The organism is Enterococcus dongliensis (assembly GCF_031927985.1).
Lineage (GTDB): Bacteria > Bacillota > Bacilli > Lactobacillales > Enterococcaceae > Enterococcus_A > Enterococcus_A dongliensis.
In genome coordinates this window covers 38,987-59,593 of sequence record NZ_JARPZC010000001.1, presented here as the reverse complement: position 1 = coordinate 59,593, position 20,607 = coordinate 38,987, and the positions used below count along the sequence as shown (strand labels likewise).

The window sequence follows — 20,607 nt, the reverse complement described above, 5'->3', positions numbered from 1 at the left end:
AGAAACTCCAGAAAAGGAGTTTCTTTTTTTAGTCTAAACCAATCAAATAATCATCGTCATTCATCGCTTCAACATGACCAAGCAAGTAACCATTGCCCACTTGTGAGAAGAAGTCGTGATTGCTCGTCCCGGTAGAGATTCCATTCATAACGATAGGGTTCACATCATCTGCGGTGTCTGGGAATAATGGGTCCATCCCAAGGTTCATCAAAGCTTTGTTGGCATTATAACGCAGAAATGTTTTAACCTCTTCTGTCCAACCGATTTCGTCATACAATTCTTCGGTGTAATGTTCTTCATTTTCATACAATTCATAAAGCAGATCATACATCCATTCTTTCAGACGTTCTTGTTCGGTTTCAGGCAATTCGTTATAACCGCGTTGGAATTTGTAACCAATGTACGTTCCATGTACCGATTCGTCACGGATGATCAATTTAATGATTTCTGCAACATTGGCTAATTTATTATTTCCTAAATAATACAACGGCGTATAAAAACCAGAATAAAATAGAAATGTTTCTAAAAAGACACTGGCGATTTTTTTTTCTAACGGCGTACCATTTTTGTAGATTTCATTGATTCGTTCCGCTTTTTTTTGCAAGTATTGATTCGTATTGGTCCATTCAAAAATGTCATCAATCTCTGATTTAGTGTTCAATGTACTGAAAATAGATGAATAACTTTTGGCGTGAACAGATTCCATAAATTGAATATTGTTAAGAACGGCTTCTTCATGGGGAGTACGGACATCTTTGCGTAACTGATCCATGCCGCTTTCAGATTGGACAGTATCCAATAGTGTCAATCCACCAAAAACATATCCAACAACCGTTTTTTCTAAGTCTGATAGTTTCCGCCAATCATCTAAGTCATTTGATAACGGAATCCGTGTATCCAACCAAAATTGTTCCGTTAATTTTTCCCAGGTTGATTTATCGATGATGTCTTCAATCTCGTTCCAGTTAATGGCTTCATAATAAGTTTCTGCCATGTTTTTTCCTCCTATCACTCTTTTGCTAACACACAAATTTTTCCCTCTTGAGATTTACTCAAGAGGGACGTTGTTAAATGACGCAGCTCTCACATTGGTTCGAACCAATTTCTTCTGCATCATCGGTAAAGGTGCGGACGTAATAAATTGATTTGCATCCTTTGTAAAAAGCGTAATTACGTAAAATATTCAAGTCGCGTGTCGTTTGTTTGCTTTCTGTCTTCCATTCATATAAGCCTTCAGGAATCTCAGAACGCATAAATAAAGTCAAACTCATGCCTTGATCGATATGCTGTTGTGCGGTTGCATAAACATCAATCACCTTGCGCATATCCATATCATAAGCTGAAGTGTAATACGGCAGTGTATCATTATTTAAGTAAGGCGCAGGATAATAAATCTTGCCGATTTTCTTTTCTTGGCGTTCTTCAATCAGACGAGTGATGGGATGTAAACTAGCGCTCGTGTCATTGATATAAGAGATTGAACCATTTGGAGCAACGGCTAACCGATTTTGATGATACAAACCATCTTTTTGGACAGCTTCTTTTAAGGCTTGCCAATCTTCAGCTGTAGGGATAAAGATTTCTTTGAAAATCTCTTTGACTTTATCAGTTTTTGGTACAAACTCGCCGGCTGTGTATTTATCAAAATATGAACCGTCGGCATAAGCTGATTTTTCAAAGTTATGAAAGACCGTTTGCCGTTCTTTGGCAAGTTCGTTACTTTCTACTAACGTCCAATAATTCAGTAATGTAAAATAGATATTTGTAAAATCGATGGATTCTGCTGAACCATATTCCATCAAATGCTTAGCAAAGAAACTATGCAAGCCCATCGCTCCAAGTCCGATTGTATGATTTAACTTGTTACCATTTTGGATTGAAGGAACAACGTCGATATCTGATTCATCTGTCACAAAAGTCAGTGCACGCACCATCGTCCGAACAGATTGACCAAAATCAGGACTGTCCATCAAATTGACGATATTGGTTGAACCAAGGTTGCAGGAAATATCGGTCCCTAATACGTCATATTCTTGCCGACCATTGATTACTGAAGGGGTTTGGACTTGTAAAATCTCAGAACATAGATTGCTCATAACGATTTTTCCATCAATCGGATTGGTACGATTGGCTGTATCGATATTGATGATGTAAGGATAGCCTGATTCTTGCTGCAATTTAGACAATTCATTCTCTAAATCACGGGCACGGATCTTTTTCTTACGGATATTTGGATTGGTGACTAAGTTATCGTATTCTTTTGTGATATCGACATAAGAGTAAGGGACACCATATTCGCGCTCAATACCATAAGGGCTGAACAAATACATCTCTTCATTTTTACGGGCTAATTCATAAAATTTATCAGGAACGGTCACACCTAATGAAAGAGTCTTCACGCGGATCTTTTCATCAGCATTTTCTTTTTTGGCGGATAAGAACATCTCGATATCTGGATGGAAGACATCAAGGTAAACAACACCAGCGCCTTGACGTTGTCCTAATTGATTAGAATAAGAGAAACTATCTTCAAATAATTTCATTACTGGAACGACACCGCTTGCGGCTCCTTCAAATCCTTTAATCGGTGCGCCGGCTTCGCGTAAGTTTGATAAATTGATTCCGACGCCACCGCCGATTCGTGATAATTGCAAAGCAGAATTGATGGAACGCCCAATACTGTTCATATCATCTGTCACTTGGATCAAAAAACAAGAGACTAATTCACCACGCCGTTTTCGTCCAGCATTTAAAAATGAAGGAGTAGCTGGTTGGTAGCGCTGATGGATCATTTCATCCGCAAGTGCTAGAGCCAATTGTTCATCTCCATCCGCAAAATACAATGCGTTAAATGCTACACGGTCTTCGTAACTTTCTAAATACTCTGTCCCAGCATTGTTTTTTAGAGCGTATTGGGAATAGAATTTATACGCTGCCATAAATGATTTGAAAGTAAAATGTTGGTCAGCTAAATAATCAAACAGTTTTTCAATAAAAGCTGGGGTATATTTGGCGATAAACGCTGCTTCTAAAAAGTTTTCTGTAATCAAGTAGTCGATTTTTTCTTGAACAGAAGAAAAAGTATGCGTATTTGGTTCAACATTTTCTTTGAAAAAAGCAGCTAAGGCTTCTTTGTCTTTGTTTAGTGGAATCTGTCCATTTACTGGACGATTGATTTCATTGTTCAACTTGAAGTAGGAGACGTCTCCTAAGTTTTTTAAACTCATTTCATCACATCTTTCCATTTTTTATCTATAATAAAGAAGAAAACTTTGCAATCGTGGGACCGCAAAGTTTCAAATTAGGCTAATGCTTTCAATTGGTCTGGACGAAAACCGATAATGGTTTGTTGTCCACCGAAAATAACTGGGACACTCTGGAAACCTTGTTCTTGCAAAAAACTCAAAGCTTCGGGTTCATGGTCGATATTGACCTCTTCGAAGGAGATTTGGTTATCAGTTAAATAACGTTTTGTCATTTTACACTGCATACAATTATTTTTAGAATAGACTTTTACCATAAGACTACCTCCCTTGATTTCTACAATTACCAGTATAAAAGATGTAGGGAAAAAGTCAATTGTTTAATACTATATATTGTGGTGAGAAATGATTGGTATACTACTCTTTGTGTTTTTGCAAAAATAATGAAAACGGACGGTTGCAAAGAAAAATCCCTTTACAGAATCCAAAAAAATACGGAAGAATGTTTTTTTTCGCTAAATAAGTTTTTTTTAATAACGAAAATCAAAAAACGATACAAATAAATTAGAGATTGTCAAATAAGTTGCTTAGAAAAAAGTGAAAATCTCCGACCTTTCATTGACTTTGGAATCAAATGAAGCTATTCTTAGTGAGAAAGATTCTCATTATTAATTAGCTTCAGAAGTTGAACAGTAGGGTGGAGAAAGAGATGACAACTTTGGCAGATGTTTCATTGAACCATGTCGTTCAAATTGCTGAAATGACTTTAGACAATGAAGTAAAACATCGACTGCAGGATCTAGGCATAGTCGTTGGCTCAAAAATCGCGGTCGTGAATCATTCTGGAGATAACGGAATTATTCTATTACATAATACACGGCTGGCGTTATCCCAGTCTTTATTAAAAAAAATACTTGTGAAGGAGCTCACGGAAGATCTACAGACGTGGGTCTCATTGGATCAATTATGTGTGGGAGAACAAGGTGTGATTGTTAATGTCCATGGAAGCGGTTCAATTAAGCGGCGTTTGATGGACATGGGATTGACCAAAGGTACACCGATCAAAGTCGTTAAATTAGCGCCCTTTGGTGATCCAATCGAACTACGAGTACGTGGGTATGAATTAAGTTTACGTAAAAGTGAATCAGAAATGGTAGTTGTGGCAAAGGAGGAGGAGTAGATGACAAAGATGCATATTGCTTTAGCGGGAAATCCTAACAGTGGAAAAACAAGCACCTTTAATGTCTTGACTGGAACGAATCAGTTCGTTGGAAATTGGCCCGGAGTTACAGTCGAACGCAAAGAAGGAATCTATAAAAAAGATGCGGCAGTAATCATCGATGATCTGCCGGGGATTTATTCACTATCGCCTTATTCCCCAGAAGAAGTAGTGGCACGAGACTATCTGCTCTCAGGGACACCTGATGCCATCGTGAATATCATTGATGGCACCAATCTTGAACGAAATCTTTACTTGACCACGCAACTGATTGAAACAGGGATTCCAGTAGTAGTTGCGGTGAACATGATGGATGTCATAAAAAAAAGTGGAAAACAAATCAACTTAGACAAACTGTCCTACGCTTTAGGCACGCCAGTAATTGGCATTAGTGCATTGAAAAATTGGGGGCTGGACAAAGCACTCACTGAAGCGGTTCATCTAGTCAAAAAAGGTGTGGAAGAAATCAATTTCCCCCACTACGATAGGCGATTAGAAGCAGCACTTAGCGAGGTCGAAACGGTTTTAGGCAGTACGGTTCTAACTAAATATAGTCGCTGGTATAGTTTGAAATTATTTGAACGGGATGAACGTGCGCAACGTGAGTTGAATCTAAGTACAATCCAGCAAAAAGATTTAGAAGAAATTATTAAAATCACTGAAAAAATATTTGGTGAAGATGCGGAAAGCTTAGTGATTAACGAACGCTATAATTTCATCACAGATCTAAAAACGCTGTGCGTAGTTGAAGATGACCAATTCAAATTATCTGTTTCAGATAAAATCGATCAAATCGTTACCAACCGTTTTTTGGCACTGCCGATTTTTGCTTTGGTTATGTGGTTGATTTATTACATTGCAATTCAGACAATCGGCACAATGGGTACTGATTGGATCAATGAAAATCTGTTTGGCGACATCATCCCAACGTTTGTCCAATCGACTTTACAGTCGTGGGATGTGGCTATCTGGATGCAACAATTGATTTTAGATGGAATCCTTGCAGGAGTTGGTGCAGTTTTAGGCTTTCTCCCACAATTGATTGTACTTTTCCTATGTTTAGCGCTTTTGGAAGACTGTGGCTATATGTCGCGGATTGCTTTTGTTATGGATCGGATTTTCCGTAAATTTGGTTTGTCAGGAAAATCATTTATTCCGATGCTGATTGCAACAGGTTGTGGTGTGCCAGGTGTAATGGCAAGTCGGACGATTGAAAATGAAAAGGATCGGCGAATGACCGTGATGTTGACGACTTTTATGCCTTGTTCAGCAAAACTGCCGATCATTGCTTTGATTGCAGGTGCTTTCTTTCCAAACAGCAGCTGGGTAGCGCCATCTGCATATTTTGTCGGAATGGGTTCGATTGTGTTGTCAGGAATCGCATTGAAGAAAACGCAGCTTTTTGCAGGTGATCCGACGCCGTTTATCATGGAACTTCCGTTATATCATCTGCCACGAATCAGTAATACGCTCCGTTATACTTATGATCATAGTAAAGCCTTTGTCAAACGTGCTGGAACAATCATTTTTATTTCTAGCATTGTAATTTGGTTTATTTCTAACTATAATTTCTCCTTACAAGCAGTAAATGAAAATGAGAGTATATTAGCTGCTCTAGGCGGTGTAATTGCGCCATTATTTGTACCACTAGGCTGGGGCGATTGGCGTGGGACGGTGGCAGCTATCACCGGATTGATCGCCAAAGAAAATGTAATCGGTACTTTTGGAATTTTATATCGTCATGCGGCAGTAGCTGAAGATGGGGTAGAAATCTGGAAATCCTTACAACTAGCGTATACACCGATTGCTGGTTATTCATTTCTTGTCTTTAATTTACTATGTGCACCATGTTTTGCAGCAATTGGTGCAATCCATCGTGAAATGGGCGATGCAAAATGGACATGGCGTGCGATCGGCTATCAATGTGGTCTTGCTTATGCGGTAAGTTTTATTGTCTATCAGTTTGGTCATGTGATTTTTGAAAATGGGAAAATCGGTATTGGATTGATGTTAGCAGCAGTAGTATTAATCGCGATGATTTACTTTGTTATAAGAAGACCTGTTAAGCAAACACCGTCCATTACGATTGAAGAAATTAAAGAGGTGAAAGAATGGCAACTATAATCTTGAGCATTTTAATCTTTGGTGGTGCGGGAGTAATTATTTATCGGCGAGTTAAAAACGGTAGTTCTTGCGAAGATTGTAATAGCAGTTGTCCAGTGAAAGAAGAACAACAGCGGCATTAAATTGAGATTCGGCATTTGCCGGATCTTTTTTTTGTATTTTTACTAATAAAAATACTAGCACGTCAATATTTGATGATTGGCATAGATAATGCTGAAAGAAAATCTAACGATTGATGGGGAAAAAATAAATAGAAGAGTTGACAATTGTTAGGTACCGAACTATAATAACGAATGAAATTAAGTTAGGCGCCTAACTATATGAATAGAAAAGGAGAATTTATCATGAGTGAGTTCACCAAAGATTTGATGCGTCAATTACGTTTTATCAGCTCTGCTAGTAATGCTTTTATGAATAGACGGCAACGATTGAATGGACAACAACGTGTTTTAGTAATTTTAGCAAAAGAAGATGGCTTGATTCAAAGTCAGTTAGCTGAAATTTTGGACATACGTCCAAGTTCATTGGCTGAATTAATGAAGAAGATGGAGAAACAAGGAGATGTGATACGAAAAGCAGAAGAACAGGACAAACGGATCAAACGCGTCTTTTTGACTGAAAGAGGAAAGCAAAAAGCACAACGGTTCAACAATGATCAGGATATGAGCGAGGCTTTTTTTGCTGGACTGACAGATGAAGAACAACAGAATTTTAGTGAGTATCTGCAAAAAATTTCTGCTGGGTGGCAAGAAGAATTTCAGAAACAGTCGGGGCGATTTGTAGATCCTATGGACCGTCTACGTCAGATGCAAGCCATTCGTGAACAATTTTCCGAAAATTGGCAAGACGATTGGCGAAAGCTTTCGCGAGAAGAGCAACATCGCATGCGAAATCAAATGAGACGTGAGATGCACAATGTCTCAAGAGATTTTTCCCGTAATTTCAATCATGATTTTAGGTCGAATTTTTGGAACAATCATGACTGCTTAAAAAAATCAGATAAACCGGATCATTCAGCAGATACAGAATGGGAAGATTTTTAACGGAAGAAGGAACCAAAATGGCTCAAAATAAAAATGTCGCATCAAAGCAAACGACGAAAGATACTAAAAAAAGTAACTACAAGTTAAAAGATTTTTTGCGCTTAATCTTGAGTGTCAATCCTAAAAAAATGTTGTTTATCATCGGATTAGTATTAAGTTTACTGACGAGCGGTGCTAGTTTGATTGTTCCGCAACTGACCAAAGGGTTGATCGACACAAGTAGATTGGCACAGATCGATAAAAAAATGCTGCTTGTTTTAATCTTAGCCTTCATAGCACAGTTAGCCTTTGGTGCAATCGGCAGTTTCTTCCTTCGTTTTGTTGGTGAAAGTGCAGTCAAAACACTGCGAGAAAAATTATGGGAACATCTGTTGCAAATGCCTGTCAGTTATTATGACGATCATAAATCAGGCGAGAGCAGTTCACGTCTTGTTAATGATACGACAGTCATCAAAGATTTGGTCGCGACTCAGTTTCCGAATTTTATCACTGGGGCGATTCAATTAGTGGGATCAATGATCATCTTGTTTGTGATGGATTGGAAGATGGCAGCAATGATGTTTTTAGCTGTACCGATCATGGCATTAATCATGCTGCCGATCGGACGGGTCATGTCTCGTCTAGGTCGACAATTACAATCGGCAACTGCTGATTTCAATGCAGAAGCTAGTGAGAAATTATCAGAGATACGATTGATCAAAGCTAGTAATGGGGAAAAATTTGAAAAAAATAGCGGCGGTTCATTTATCAACAAAATTTTTACTCTAGGGATTAAAGACGCAAAAGTGGAAGCCATCTTGCAACCAATCATCACAACAGTCATGTTAGGATTATTTGTGGGGATTTTAGGTTATGGGGCTGTCCGAGTGCAAGCGGGAACTTTGACTAGTGGTCAATTGGTCGCTTTCTTATTATATTTGTTCAATATCATGATGCCAGCAGCTAGTTTTGCACTGTTCTTTTCACAAGTGCAAAAAGCTATGGGAGCAACCGAACGAATTGAACAAATTTTGAAAACGGATCTGGAACCAATTAAGACTGGAAAAAGCATAGATGTTGCTGGTAAAATGATCAAAGCAGAAAATCTTTCCTTTCATTATGTTGCAGATTGTCCAATCTTGAAGAATGTTTCTTTTGAAGAAAAACCAAACACAGTGATTGCTTTTGCTGGACCAAGCGGTGGTGGTAAATCAACAATCTTTGCTTTGTTAGAGCGATTCTATCAACCGACAGAAGGTTCAATAAAAATAGGTGATGATGCCGCCGATTCACTCAGTCTTACTAGTTGGCGCTCACAAATCGGCTACGTTTCCCAAGACAGTGCCGTTTTTGCTGGCAGTATTCGTGAAAATCTACAATACGGCTTGGAACGAATGCTGACGGATGAAGAATTATGGCACGGCTTGGAATTAGCGTACGCAGATCAGTTCGTTCGAGAATTTCCAGAGCAATTGGAAACGGAATTAGGTGAACGAGGAGTGAAATTATCTGGTGGTCAAAAACAACGGATTGCCATCGCACGCGCATTTTTACGTGATCCTAAGATCCTCATGTTAGACGAGGCCACTGCCAGCTTAGATTCACAGTCTGAAGAAAAAGTTCAGCGGGCATTGGATCAATTAATGACAGGACGAACGACATTAGTGATTGCACACCGGCTTTCTACGATTGTTGATGCAGATCATATTTATTTTATTGAAAAAGGGGAAGTAACTGGTCATGGCACACATAGTGAATTGATCGCAACTCACCCACTTTACGCCCAATATGTACAAGAACAAGTTGTAAGCTAAAAAAACGCCTTCGAGTTTTCGAAGGCGTTTTAATTAATAATTTGTCATTTTTTCTTCGTAGGCTCGGATTTCATCTTCATACTGCAATGTGACACTGATATCATCTGACCCACTGATTAATTTTGCTTTCCAAGTTGGGTCGATTTGGAAGGTGTAACAAATTGATCCAGTTCGTACTTCTTGAGCGATTAGATCAACAGTGATGGATTGATCTGCAGGAAGCTGACTCAATTTTTCTCGCATATCTTTTTCCAAGCGAATAGGTAACAGGCCATTTTTCAGTGCATTCATATAAAAGATATCTCCATAACTTCCAGCGATGATTACTTTAAAACCATAGTCTTGGATAGCCCATGCAGCATGTTCCCGTGAAGAACCTGAACCAAAATTTTCTCCCGTGACTAGGATGGTTGAATCTTTTCGCTCAGAAGTATTCAAAATAAAGTTGGGATTCGGTGATCCATCGGCTAAATAGCGCCACTCATCAAAAAGATGTTTTCCAAAGCCGGCTTTGTCAACTTGTTTTAAAAATTCTTTGGGAAGGATTTGATCGGTATCGATATTATCATTCATCAAAGGGACCGATTTTCCTGTATAGCTGGTAAACTTTTCCATTAAATGACCTCCTTACGACTGTCGACAAAATTCCCATGAAGTGCGGCTAATGCGGCCATTACAGGACTGCAAAGGTGTGTACGAGCATCCTTGCCTTGCCGGCCTTGGAAATTCCGATTAGATGTTGAAGCACAATGAACACCGGCTGGTACACGATCAGGATTCATTCCTAGACACATCGAACAACCAGGTTCCCGCCATTCAAAGCCTGCGTCTATAAAAATTTTATCCAAGCCAATCTTTTCTGCCGCTTTGCGAACGGGTCGTGAACCAGGAACCACGATAGCTGTGACGTTCTCATGAATTTTTTTTCCTTTGATGATCTTTGCTGCTTCTTGCAAATCAGACAAACGTCCGTTGGTACAGGAACCGATGAAAACATATCCTACAGGAATATCTGCTGGTGTTTGCCCCGGTTTCAAGTCCATATAATCATAAGCTTTTTGCATGTCAGGCGAAGTAATCTCTGGGAAAGTACCATCAAACGGCACACCCATCTCAGGGTTAGTTCCCCATGTAACAAAAGGAACCAATTCGCTGGCATCTAGGGTCAGTACTTTGTCATAAACGGCATCTTTGTCGGTGTATAACTCTTTCCAAGCATTGATGGCTGTTTCCATATTTTTAGGTGCGTACTCACGATGTGCAACATAGTCAAAAGTTTTTTCATCAGGTGCCATTAGTCCGATTTTTGCACCGCCTTCAATCGCCATGTTACAGATCGTCATACGTTCTTCCATTGATAGATTTTCAATGGTTTCTCCATAAAATTCAGCACCATAACCCACGCCAAAATCGGTCCCATATTTAGCGATCAATGCTAAAATAATATCTTTTGCATAAACACCTTTAGGTAATTTTCCCGTAATCTCAATCCCCATGTTTTTAGGTTTGTTTTGCCAAAGTGTTTGAGTAGCAAAAACATGTTCCACTTCACTCGTACCAATCCCAAAAGCTAAAGCACCGAATGCTCCGTGAGTCGCCGTGTGCGAATCACCACAAACGATTGTTTTCCCTGGTTGCGTCAAACCAGTCTCGGGACCGACCATGTGGACGATTCCTTGTCGATCACTACCATTGTCGCAAAGCTGTACGCCAAACTCTTGACAATTTTTTCTTAACGTATCGATTTGTTTCTTTGCAATCAGATCGGTGAAATTAAAAATATCCACAGTTGGTACGTTGTGATCCATCGTCGCAAACGTCCGCTCTGGGTGACGTAGTGTTCTGCCAGCTTCACGAATTCCTTCAAATGCTTGAGGGGAGGTTACTTCATGGATCAAATGCAGATCAATATAAAGTAATTGTGGCGCACCTTCATTCCCGTGGACGACATGTCGGTCCCATAGTTTATCAAATAGCGTTTTTCCCATAGTTTATGCTCCTTCCAATTCTTGAATCACAGCTTCAGTAAATTGGGCTGTTGTTGCTTGACCACCTAAGTCATGTGTCAACAATCCTTTTGACAATATTTTGTCACAAGCGTCTTCAATGGCTTGCGCTGCCGTTTCTTCTTGAAATGATTGTCTCAGCATCATCGCTACAGATAAAATCATCGAGATTGGATTGGCGATTCCTTGTCCTGCAATATCTGGCGCAGAACCATGGATTGGTTCGTAAAGAGACGGACCAGCCGTACTGTAACTAGCACTTGGCAACACCCCTAATGAACCGGGCAATACGGAAGCTTCATCACTTAAGATATCGCCGAATAAATTGTCAGTGACAATCACATCAAAAGCTTTTGGATTTTGGATTAATTTCATCGCAGCCGAATCAACATACTGATGTTCCAACCGACAATCAGGGTATTCTTTGGCAATTTCTTCTGCTGTTGCGCGCCATAATTTACTAGAAGCAAGAACGTTTGCTTTATCTACTGAAGTTACTTTTTTTCCACGACTTTGTGCCAGCTTAAAAGCAGAGTGGAGGATTCGTTCGATTTCATTTTTTTGATAGCGTGCGGTATCATATGCCATCTGTTCTGTTAGCTCACGTGGCTCTCCAAAATAAATCCCGCTGCTTAATTCTCGTACAATAATCAAGTCAGTTCCTTCGATAATCTCCGGTTTTAAAGGCGAAAGATGGATTAAGGCAGAAGAGACGGCTACTGGACGAATGTTTGCAAATAAATTCAAAGCCTTTCGAAGAGCTAGTAAGCCTTTTTCTGGCGTATCTGACATTTTTTCCCATTTAGGACCGCCAATTGCTCCTAATAAAATTGCATCGGCATTTTGACAAGCAGCCAATGTTTTTTTAGGTAAAGAAGCACCAGCTTCATCAAGTCCAGCACCGCCGAAAGGATGTTCTTCCAGCTCAAAAGAGTGAGAGCATTTTTTTGCGACAGCGTCCAATACTTGAAGGCCACTTGCCATAATCTCTGGTCCAATCCCATCACCAGCTAAAACCACAATTTTCTTTTTCATTTTTTTACTCCTATCTTTTATTTAAATAGCATTTCTCTGTTGTGAAAAAAGTCGCATTGATCTTAGCTAGTCGTTTTAAATCGATTGCTGGCTTTTACATATGCCTTAGCAGAAGCTTGTAATACATCAAAGTCTACACCGATTCCACGAAATTCTTGTTTTGTTTTTTCATCACGAATGGTTACACGAACTTCAGCCTGTGCATCTTCGCCGCCCGTCAGTGCTTGAATCTCATATTCTGTGAGTTCGATAGTTTGTTGGAACAATTCATCAATGGCATTGTAGATTGCTTGGATACTACCTGAACCGATGCGGGAAGCGACTTTTGTTTCATTTTTTTCATTAATGATTGACACGATTGCACCTTGATAACCGTTAGAACTGTATTGGACTTGGACATCAGCTAACTTGAATGCTTCAGTTTCTTCACGTGATTGGTCGGCCAGCAAGGCAATCAAATCTTTAACAGTAATTTGTTTTTTCTTATCAGCCAATCGTTTGAATCGTTTGAAAGCTTCTTTACTATCAAGGTCTGTCAATTGATAGCCAAGTTCTTCTAATTTTGCATTAAAGGCATGGCGTCCTGATAATTTTCCGAGTGGGAGCGAGTTTTGTGTGACGCCTACCATAGTAGGTGTGATGATCTCGTAAGTCTCAGGATTTTTCAAGACACCGTCTTGATGAATGCCAGATTCGTGTGCATACGCATTGTCACCGACAACTGCTTTGTTTTTAGGAACAGGAATACCCGAAAGATGAGCAACCAATTCACTTGTTCGTTTTGTTTCATTTAATACGATATTTGTTTCACACTGATAAAAATCTTTGCGGATTGCTAATGCCAGTGCGACTTCCTCTAACGCTGTATTGCCAGCACGTTCGCCGATACCATTGATGGCACCTTCAACACGATTTGCCCCGTTTTCAATCGCAGCTAGAGCATTTGCTGTAGCCATTCCTAGATCATCATGACAATGTGAAGAAAAAGTAATTTCTTTTTCACTATGGATATTTTCAATCAATGACTTAAAAATAGCTCCATATTCAGTTGGGTTTGAATAGCCAACGGTATCAGGGATATTGATAATCGTGGCTCCAGCATCAATCGCTGTTTGGACAGCTTCTAACAAGAAACCTTTTTCAGTTCGTGAAGCATCTTCTGGCGAGAATTGAACTTTTTCAAACAAACTATGAGCATAACGAACATGTTCTTTAATAGAAGCTAACACTTCTTCACGTGTCATTTTTAATTTGTATTGCATATGGACATCACTCGTTGCTAGGAAAACATGAATCTGTGGATCAACCGCTTCTTTTAGTGCTTCATACGCCCGATCAATATCTTTTTTCTGGCAACGTGCCAATCCTGTCACAGTCATTTTCTTTACTTGTTGAGCGATGGTCTGGACAGCTTCAAAATCACCGGGTGAGGCGATGGGAAAGCCTGCCTCAATAACATCGATGCCCCATTTTTCTAGTTGAAGTGCAATCTGAACTTTTTCTTTTGTATTAAAATTTACGCCAGGTGTCTGTTCACCATCTCTTAATGTGGTATCAAAAAATTGAATCTTTCTCACTTTGCTTCCTCCTTCAGTCAAAACGGGTATAAAAAAAGCACTCCATCACAGAAAGACCATTTCTTCTGCGATGCAATGCGAATAGGGACTTCATGAAATAAATTTCAGAAAGTCCCACCTATAATAATAAAGTTGCGTTATAAGATATTGTTGATTTTGTCATAGCAACCACCCGTTTATTGTCAGAATTTTTAAAAAATTATTGTACTCATCGTATAAAAAAAATTAAACCTTGTCAAGCGTATAATTAAAAAAAGATTAGATTTTGTTTATAAAAACTCATTTAATATCATAGAAAGAAATACAAAACAGTCAATGAGAGGATCTTTACTCCATAGATAAAAAAGCGGATCTACGCTTGTTTTGAATCATTTTTTTTGACTAGTAGATGTATCCGAATAAAAAAATTGATGAGTCTCATTAGGAAATCTAGATCTATTTATTAAAAATAAATGGCTAAATCTAACTAGTTAGTTATAATTCCAGAATGGTCTTAGAAAAGATAATTGGGGGAATATTTTAGTTTTGAGCTTTGTCTAAGAGGTACGACGAAGATGATATAGGTAGGGGATGTGTGAATATATGTACGTTTTAAAAATAACTGAAAGTCGAATTTTCATGATATTTCCAGGGAATATAGAGTTAAAAATTCAAAGAACGAAAGTGATTATGGGGGTTTCTAAGAGATTTGATAATGAATTACATATATAAGCCACAACGGTCGAACCAATTTAAGACGAGATATTGTTCAGGCATTGTGACTAAGTTTGACTAAAAATGGTATGATGACTCCAAATCTAAACTTGATCTTTTCAAATCAACAAAATTTTATAAAGATTGTATCCTTTCAGTTAGTGCTTAGTCTGAGAAAAATTACTTCTCGTTAATTTATTTTTGAATACTATAAAAATTGTGATTAACTAACACTAGGATTTTGGTATAATGAAAACATCATTTTTAAAGAAAAGGTGTAATAATGAGTTCAAAGATAAGTAAAAAAGAAGTTTTAAGAATGTTACTATTCCTTGCAATTGTCGTATTTTTGATGATATCAATACAAGTGTATAAGAAAGCCATTTTTCTAGGCGATGATATAACTTTTCATTATCAGAGATTCTATGAAATGTTTATGCAAATAAAGAATGGAAATATGAATTATTTTCAGTCAATCTACTCGTTCAATAGTAGTGGAAGGATTATCAATGCTTTATATGGATATGATTTTGCTTTTATTCAAGGAATAATCTTATTTTTATTTAGGTCATGGGCGAAGTTCCAAATAGTGACTTCATTTTTATGTTTTTATACAAGTGGAGTTTCAATGTATTTCTTAGCACGGACGATTAAATTAAGTCCGAAATTTTCGTTTATTGGATCTGTCATGTATATGACCACGTCGGTTGTTTCTTCGTATCCCTTATACCAAGCATTTAATGGGTGGGGAGCTGCTTTCGTACCGCTACTATTTATTCCTGCAATAAAATCTGTGGTTGATTCAAAAGAGAGAATTAATCCGGTTTATCTTGCTATTCCAGTCAGTATTTTATTGTCTGTTCATACTCTGTCTGCACTCATTGGTGTTTTAGCGATTGTTCCATTTTATATTGTAAGTTTCTTATTAGAAAAAAATAAATTACAATGGATAAAAAATGGGTTTATAGCAGTACTATTAACTTTGTTGATGGTTGCAAATACGATTTTCAGCTATGTAGATGTGTACTCATCGAACAAAATATACGGTCCCACATTGATACAAAAGATGTCTGATTTTAGTGCTATACCAACTTTAGGTGGAAATGATTTGAAAAGCTTAGGTCTGGTTGTTTCAATTGTTTTCATTTTCCAGATAGCCTACTCAATTTTAAATTGGAAAAAATACCCACTAATTTATAAGTTAATAAATTCAGTGGGAATAGTATTTTTGATTTTATCATCTACTATTATTCCTTGGGATGCTTTAGCAGCGAGACTTGATTTTCTACAAATTTTACAATTTCCGCATAGATTCCTAATGATAACCTATGTTTTACTATTACTAGGTTTTCTAATATCTATGAGTAGTCTATACAGTAAACTAGAAGAAGCAAATAAAAATGTTCTATTTTCAATTGTGGTAACAATTACCGGATTAATGATTTTTGGGTTAAACAGTGCGATCACAAATAAGACTACAATTTGGTTCAGCGATTCACCTCAAAATAATGGAAATAACGGGTATGCGCTTAGGGAAAGAAATCCACAGAAAATTCGAGATGGATTCAAAGATAAAGATTTAACAAAAGCATTTGGTATTGTTGTAAAGGGTACAAGTGATTATCTTCCTATGCCAAAAAATGAAGATGCAAAGAGCCTTCTAGATAAGGGGCCTTATGGAATGTACTATAGAGAAATAGTAGATAATCAAATTGGTTATAAAAAGAAGATTTCTGATAATGGATCAATAATTATAAGCTGGAAAAACAATGATGAAAAAACTGTAGAAAAAGTAGTACCAGTCATTATTTACGGGCACTCAATTGTAAGATTAAACGGTACTGAAATCAAGCCTAGTGATCTTTCCAAAACAGATATTGGAGTAGCAAAAGTAAAATCAAAACCTGGTATGAATGAACTAGTTGTTGGCTATAAACCTTTCTTCAGTATGAAAATTATATTTGTTTTAAAAATAATTGGATTAATTTCATCAGCTGTATTTCTGTTCTTAAATAGAAAAAGAAAACACTAAATAAAAACAAGACTAAGGGAAGTTCTTTCTACCTTTAGTCTTGTTTTTGTTCTTTATCTTTTTCAGTTTCTTTTACAATATAGACAGGTCTTTTTTTTGTTTCAAGGAATATCTTTCCTAAATATTTTCCAATTATTCCTATACTTAGTAATTGAATACCTCCAATAAATAGAACTATTGTAACCATTGATGGCCAACCACTTGTGGGATCGCTAAAAAGAAGAGCACGTACAACGATAAAAATCATAGATAGAAGGGCTGCAAAACAAGAAAATGCACCTATAATGGATGCAATGTTCAGTGGCGTCTCTGAGAAATTTACAATACCATCTATTGAGTAATTAAATAATTTCCAAAACGACCAAGTGGTTTCGCCAACGATTCGTTCACGATTCTCAAATGAAATATATTCTGTCTTATATCCTACCCAACTAAACAGACCTTTTGAAAAACGATTATATTCAGTCAATTCTAAAACGGAGTCAACCATTTGTCTGGTCATAAGGCGGTAATCTCTCGCCCCATCTACCATCTCTGTATCGCTAATTTTATTGATTAACTGATAAAACTTTCTTGCAAAAAAACTTCTAATTGGAGGCTCACCTGTTCGATCAGCTCTGCGAGTACCTACGCAGTCAATGTCTGTCGTCTCAATCATTTCAACCATTTGAGGCAATAATTCAGGAGGGTCCTGTAAATCGACATCCATAACAGTGACTAAATCCCCTTTAGAAGCCTGTAAACCTGCGTAAAGAGCAGCTTCTTTACCAAAATTACGTGAGAAAGAGATGTAGCGAACATTTTCATGTTCTGAGGCTATCTTTCGTAATATTTCCAGCGTTCTATCACTTGATCCGTCGTTGATAAAGATATATTCGAATTCATGGGAGAGTCTATCTTTCAATTTTTCCATTTCTGAAAAATATAGTGGGATAGACTCCTCTTCGTTAAAGCATGGAATGATTATTGAAATCATAAAAAACCTCTCTAATTTAAAAATAAATTATTTCCAAGTATAACATATTGAATGAAATATGCGGCAATGAATTATTTATATCCATTGTTGTAAGCAGCACAAAAAATCTTACAGTGAATTTTCTAGATATTAACAGTCGTAATCTATAAGTTTTCTTGATATAAATCTGGTTGAGGAAAATTATACAAAGTATTTACCTTACGGATAAACCCTGGTATATGTTAATGACTATATTTTTTGAAAACTGCCCTTGAGACAAAAAAATACCACATCAAGCGTTTTTTTCTAAACTACCGAAGTAGCCAAAAACGCTTATGTGGCGTGGGTTTGGCACCCAATGGGCCGTGAGGGGCTCGAACCCGCGACCCGCTGATTAAGAGTCAGCTGCTCTACCAACTGAGCTAACGGCCCAAACAAAGTACTTTCATATGGTAGCATTGCAAAAAAAAAAAAGCAAGATGAAACTAAAAAAAATTCCTTAAAACCGTTTTAATTATCTAGTTTCTAAAACTATATTGTATAATTTTCATAATTTTGTTAAACTACCGATGAAAGGGGTTCAAATGATGGAAGATACAAAGCTTAGATCATGGGCAGAAGGATTGAAAGAATTACGCTTGCCTCGCTGGGAAGAGCTGCCTGAATTAGAATTATATATGGATCAAGTAATCACCTTAGTTGATCGCTACTTAGCGCCGTTGATTGAAGATGAGAAACACCAACTTTTATCTAGCGCGATGGTCAATAATTATGTGAAACATAAACTAGTCCCGCCACCAAATAAAAAAAGATACAACCGAAACCATTTGGCGTATTTGATTGCAATCACGTTGTTAAAACAAGTTTTTGCAATTCCCGACATCAATGAATTGATTCGGATGCAATTAGCAATCAACGAACCCAAAGATGCGTATAACGGTTTTTGTACAGTACAAGAAGAAGCATTAATCCAAGTAGCTAAAATTGTTCTAGGAGAAGAAGTCAGTTTGACACGCAGGAGCAAGGATTTTTATTACTTAGCAATGGAAAGCGCTGTCGCTTCATTTACACAAAAAATGTTAGCTGAAAAAATCATTCAATTAGATAAAGAGAAAGAAGGCGAAAATGATGAGTGAAAAAATTGCGATTCTCGTTGATTCTGGGACAGATGTTCCCAAAGAAGTTATAGAAAGCGGCCCCTTTTTTATGGTGCCTTTACGGATCATTTTTAGTGATCGAGAGTATCGTGATGGGATCGATATTAGTTCAGATACTATTTTTCCACTGATCAAAAAAGAGTTGCCTACGACTTCTTTGCCTGATGGGGAGCTGATCCATCAAGTCTTTGACAAAATCAAAGAGCAAGGATATACACATGTAATCATTGTTACGATCTCTAGCGGATTAAGTGGGACGTATAATGCATTGCGAGTACTTGGCGAACACTATGAAGGATTGGTCTTTCATTCGATTGATACGAAAAATGTAGGAATCGGAGCGGGGATATTAGCCATTTATGCAGGGGATTTGGTGAAACAAGGGAAATCTTTTTCTGAAGTCATCAATGAAACAGAAAGTAAGATCACAAAGACAAAAATCTTTTTCAATGTTGATACGTTGGAATATTTACAAAAAGGCGGCCGGATTGGTTTAGTGGCTTCCTTATTAGGGAGTGCGTTAAAATTAAAACCAATCATCTCATGTAATTCAGAAGGCATCTATTATACAGTCGCAAAGGTACGAGGATTAAATAAGAGTATCGACAAGACGATCGGGTTAGTGAAAGAACATATTGGTAATCACAAACGCTTCAATTTAGCAGTGACACAAGCAGATGCACTGGAAACAGCCGAGAAAATCCGCCAACGTCTACATGAATTATTCCCAACAGCGGAAAATATTTATTTTGGTAAAGTTTCACCAGCATTATCGGTTCACACTGGACCTGGTTCAGTAGGGGTCGTCTGTCAAGTATTGGATTGATCTAGTGAATGCTAGTCAAGAAACTATACTCATAAGTATAGTTAACTAAAAAAAGACTCAGTTGAAAAATTAGTTATAGCTAAGAGATCGTGGCAAATGTCATGATCTCTTCTTTCATTTTTTATTAAGTAATACTTGTAAAAAAACCGTCGTCTATTTGAAAAGATGAAACAGTACTGAAATTATTGTATAATAGGAAGGCGTACATACAACTTTATAAAGGTATGAGGTGACTCTTAGTGAAAAAAATTCTAGTAGTTGACGATGAAAAGCCGATTTCGGACATCGTAAAATTTAATTTAACCAAAGAAGGCTATGAAGTCTTTACCGCGTATGACGGTGAAGAAGCCTTGAAAAAAGTCGAAGAAGTCAATCCAGATCTAATTTTATTAGATTTGATGTTGCCTAAAAAAGACGGTTTAGAAGTAGCTCGTGAAGTACGCAAGACTCATGAGATGCCAATCATTATGGTTACAGCAAAAGATTCTGAGATTGATAAAGTTTTAGGCTTGGAATTAGGAGCAGATGACTATGTGACCAAACCATTTTCCAATCGGGAGTTGATTGCTCGAGTCAAAGCCAATTTACGTCGTGGCGGACAAGCGCCTAAAGAAGAAGAACAAACGACGCAAAGTGATTTGACAATCGGTGAATTAACGATTCATCCAGATGCTTATATGGTAACTAAACATGGTGATACGATTGAACTGACCCATCGTGAATTTGAGTTATTGCATTATCTAGCTAAGCACATTGGTCAAGTAATGACGCGGGAACATTTATTGCAAACAGTTTGGGGCTACGATTATTTCGGTGATGTGCGCACAGTGGACGTGACGGTTCGGCGTTTGCGGGAAAAAATCGAAGACAATCCAAGTCATCCGACCTATTTAGTAACAAGACGTGGTGTAGGTTATTACCTGCGCAACCCTGAACAGGAGTAA

17 protein-coding genes and 1 tRNA gene are annotated in these 20,607 nt (G+C 37.7%); 9 read left to right on the top strand and 9 right to left on the bottom strand.

The window, feature by feature from the left end; all coding sequences use genetic code 11:
* Positions 1-28: 28 nt before the first annotated feature.
* From nrdF to nrdH, 3 genes are all read right to left on the bottom strand, one after another.
* Entirely contained in the window at positions 29-994 is a 966-nt protein-coding gene (gene nrdF / locus P7D84_RS00270) for a class 1b ribonucleoside-diphosphate reductase subunit beta (protein WP_137602989.1), read from the bottom strand.
* A 73-nt stretch (positions 995-1,067) separates the two neighbouring features.
* Positions 1,068-3,227 (bottom strand): class 1b ribonucleoside-diphosphate reductase subunit alpha, encoded by a 2,160-nt coding sequence (gene nrdE / locus P7D84_RS00265; RefSeq protein WP_311804636.1) that lies wholly within the window; start codon positions 3,225-3,227, stop codon positions 1,068-1,070.
* 74 nt (positions 3,228-3,301) lie between these two features.
* Entirely contained in the window at positions 3,302-3,520 is a 219-nt protein-coding gene (gene nrdH / locus P7D84_RS00260) for a glutaredoxin-like protein NrdH (RefSeq protein ID WP_137602991.1), read from the bottom strand.
* Positions 3,521-3,912: 392 nt separating this feature from the next.
* On the opposite strand from nrdH, the gene P7D84_RS00255 reads away from it, so the two are divergent.
* The 5 genes from P7D84_RS00255 to P7D84_RS00235 all read left to right on the top strand — a co-directional run bounded on the left by P7D84_RS00255 (position 3,913) and on the right by P7D84_RS00235 (position 9,382).
* A complete protein-coding gene (locus tag P7D84_RS00255) occupies positions 3,913-4,383 on the top strand; it encodes a FeoA family protein (RefSeq protein WP_311804635.1) in 471 nt (156 codons plus the stop codon).
* Entirely contained in the window at positions 4,384-6,546 is a 2,163-nt protein-coding gene (gene feoB / locus P7D84_RS00250) for a ferrous iron transport protein B (protein WP_311804634.1), read from the top strand. It abuts the gene before it with no gap.
* Positions 6,534-6,668: a FeoB-associated Cys-rich membrane protein gene (locus tag P7D84_RS00245; RefSeq protein WP_137602994.1), complete on the top strand. Its 135-nt coding sequence runs from the start codon at positions 6,534-6,536 to the stop codon at positions 6,666-6,668. The genes feoB and P7D84_RS00245 overlap by 13 nt, the downstream gene beginning before the upstream one ends.
* Positions 6,669-6,890: 222 nt before the next feature.
* Positions 6,891-7,589, top strand: a complete 699-nt coding sequence (locus P7D84_RS00240) for a MarR family winged helix-turn-helix transcriptional regulator (protein ID WP_311804633.1) — start codon at positions 6,891-6,893, stop codon at positions 7,587-7,589.
* Positions 7,590-7,606: 17 nt separating this feature from the next.
* Positions 7,607-9,382: an ABC transporter ATP-binding protein gene (locus P7D84_RS00235; protein ID WP_311804632.1), complete on the top strand. Its 1,776-nt coding sequence runs from the start codon at positions 7,607-7,609 to the stop codon at positions 9,380-9,382.
* 33 nt (positions 9,383-9,415) lie between these two features.
* On the opposite strand, the gene leuD is transcribed toward P7D84_RS00235, so the two are convergent.
* The 4 genes from leuD to P7D84_RS00215 all read right to left on the bottom strand — a co-directional run bounded on the left by leuD (position 9,416) and on the right by P7D84_RS00215 (position 14,000).
* Positions 9,416-9,997 (bottom strand): 3-isopropylmalate dehydratase small subunit, encoded by a 582-nt coding sequence (gene leuD, locus P7D84_RS00230; RefSeq protein WP_311804631.1) that lies wholly within the window; start codon positions 9,995-9,997, stop codon positions 9,416-9,418.
* Positions 9,997-11,370, bottom strand: a complete 1,374-nt coding sequence (leuC, locus tag P7D84_RS00225; protein WP_311804630.1) for a 3-isopropylmalate dehydratase large subunit — start codon at positions 11,368-11,370, stop codon at positions 9,997-9,999. Before leuC ends, leuD begins: the two co-directional genes overlap by 1 nt.
* Before the next feature lie 3 nt (positions 11,371-11,373).
* Positions 11,374-12,423, bottom strand: coding sequence for a 3-isopropylmalate dehydrogenase (leuB, locus tag P7D84_RS00220; protein ID WP_311804629.1), 1,050 nt, complete (start codon positions 12,421-12,423; stop codon positions 11,374-11,376).
* Between the two features lie 62 nt (positions 12,424-12,485).
* A complete protein-coding gene (locus P7D84_RS00215) occupies positions 12,486-14,000 on the bottom strand; it encodes a 2-isopropylmalate synthase (RefSeq protein ID WP_311804628.1) in 1,515 nt (504 codons plus the stop codon).
* Positions 14,001-14,976: 976 nt separating this feature from the next.
* Here P7D84_RS00215 and P7D84_RS00210 point away from each other — a divergent pair.
* Positions 14,977-16,725, top strand: a complete 1,749-nt coding sequence (locus tag P7D84_RS00210) for a putative glycosyltransferase family protein (RefSeq protein WP_311804627.1) — start codon at positions 14,977-14,979, stop codon at positions 16,723-16,725.
* Positions 16,726-16,759: 34 nt separating this feature from the next.
* On the opposite strand, the gene P7D84_RS00205 is transcribed toward P7D84_RS00210, so the two are convergent.
* Positions 16,760-17,701, bottom strand: coding sequence for a glycosyltransferase family 2 protein (locus P7D84_RS00205; protein ID WP_137603001.1), 942 nt, complete (start codon positions 17,699-17,701; stop codon positions 16,760-16,762).
* A 338-nt stretch (positions 17,702-18,039) separates the two neighbouring features.
* Positions 18,040-18,112, bottom strand: a tRNA-Lys gene (locus P7D84_RS00200).
* Between the two features lie 155 nt (positions 18,113-18,267).
* On the opposite strand from P7D84_RS00200, the gene P7D84_RS00195 reads away from it, so the two are divergent.
* From P7D84_RS00195 to yycF, 3 genes are all read left to right on the top strand, one after another.
* Positions 18,268-18,816: a DUF1836 domain-containing protein gene (locus tag P7D84_RS00195; RefSeq protein WP_137603002.1), complete on the top strand. Its 549-nt coding sequence runs from the start codon at positions 18,268-18,270 to the stop codon at positions 18,814-18,816.
* On the top strand, positions 18,806-19,663 hold the full coding sequence (locus P7D84_RS00190) for a DegV family protein (protein WP_170999750.1): 858 nt from the start codon (positions 18,806-18,808) through the stop codon (positions 19,661-19,663). Before P7D84_RS00195 ends, P7D84_RS00190 begins: the two co-directional genes overlap by 11 nt.
* 239 nt (positions 19,664-19,902) lie before the next feature.
* Positions 19,903-20,607, top strand: coding sequence for a response regulator YycF (gene yycF, locus P7D84_RS00185; RefSeq protein WP_137603004.1), 705 nt, complete (start codon positions 19,903-19,905; stop codon positions 20,605-20,607).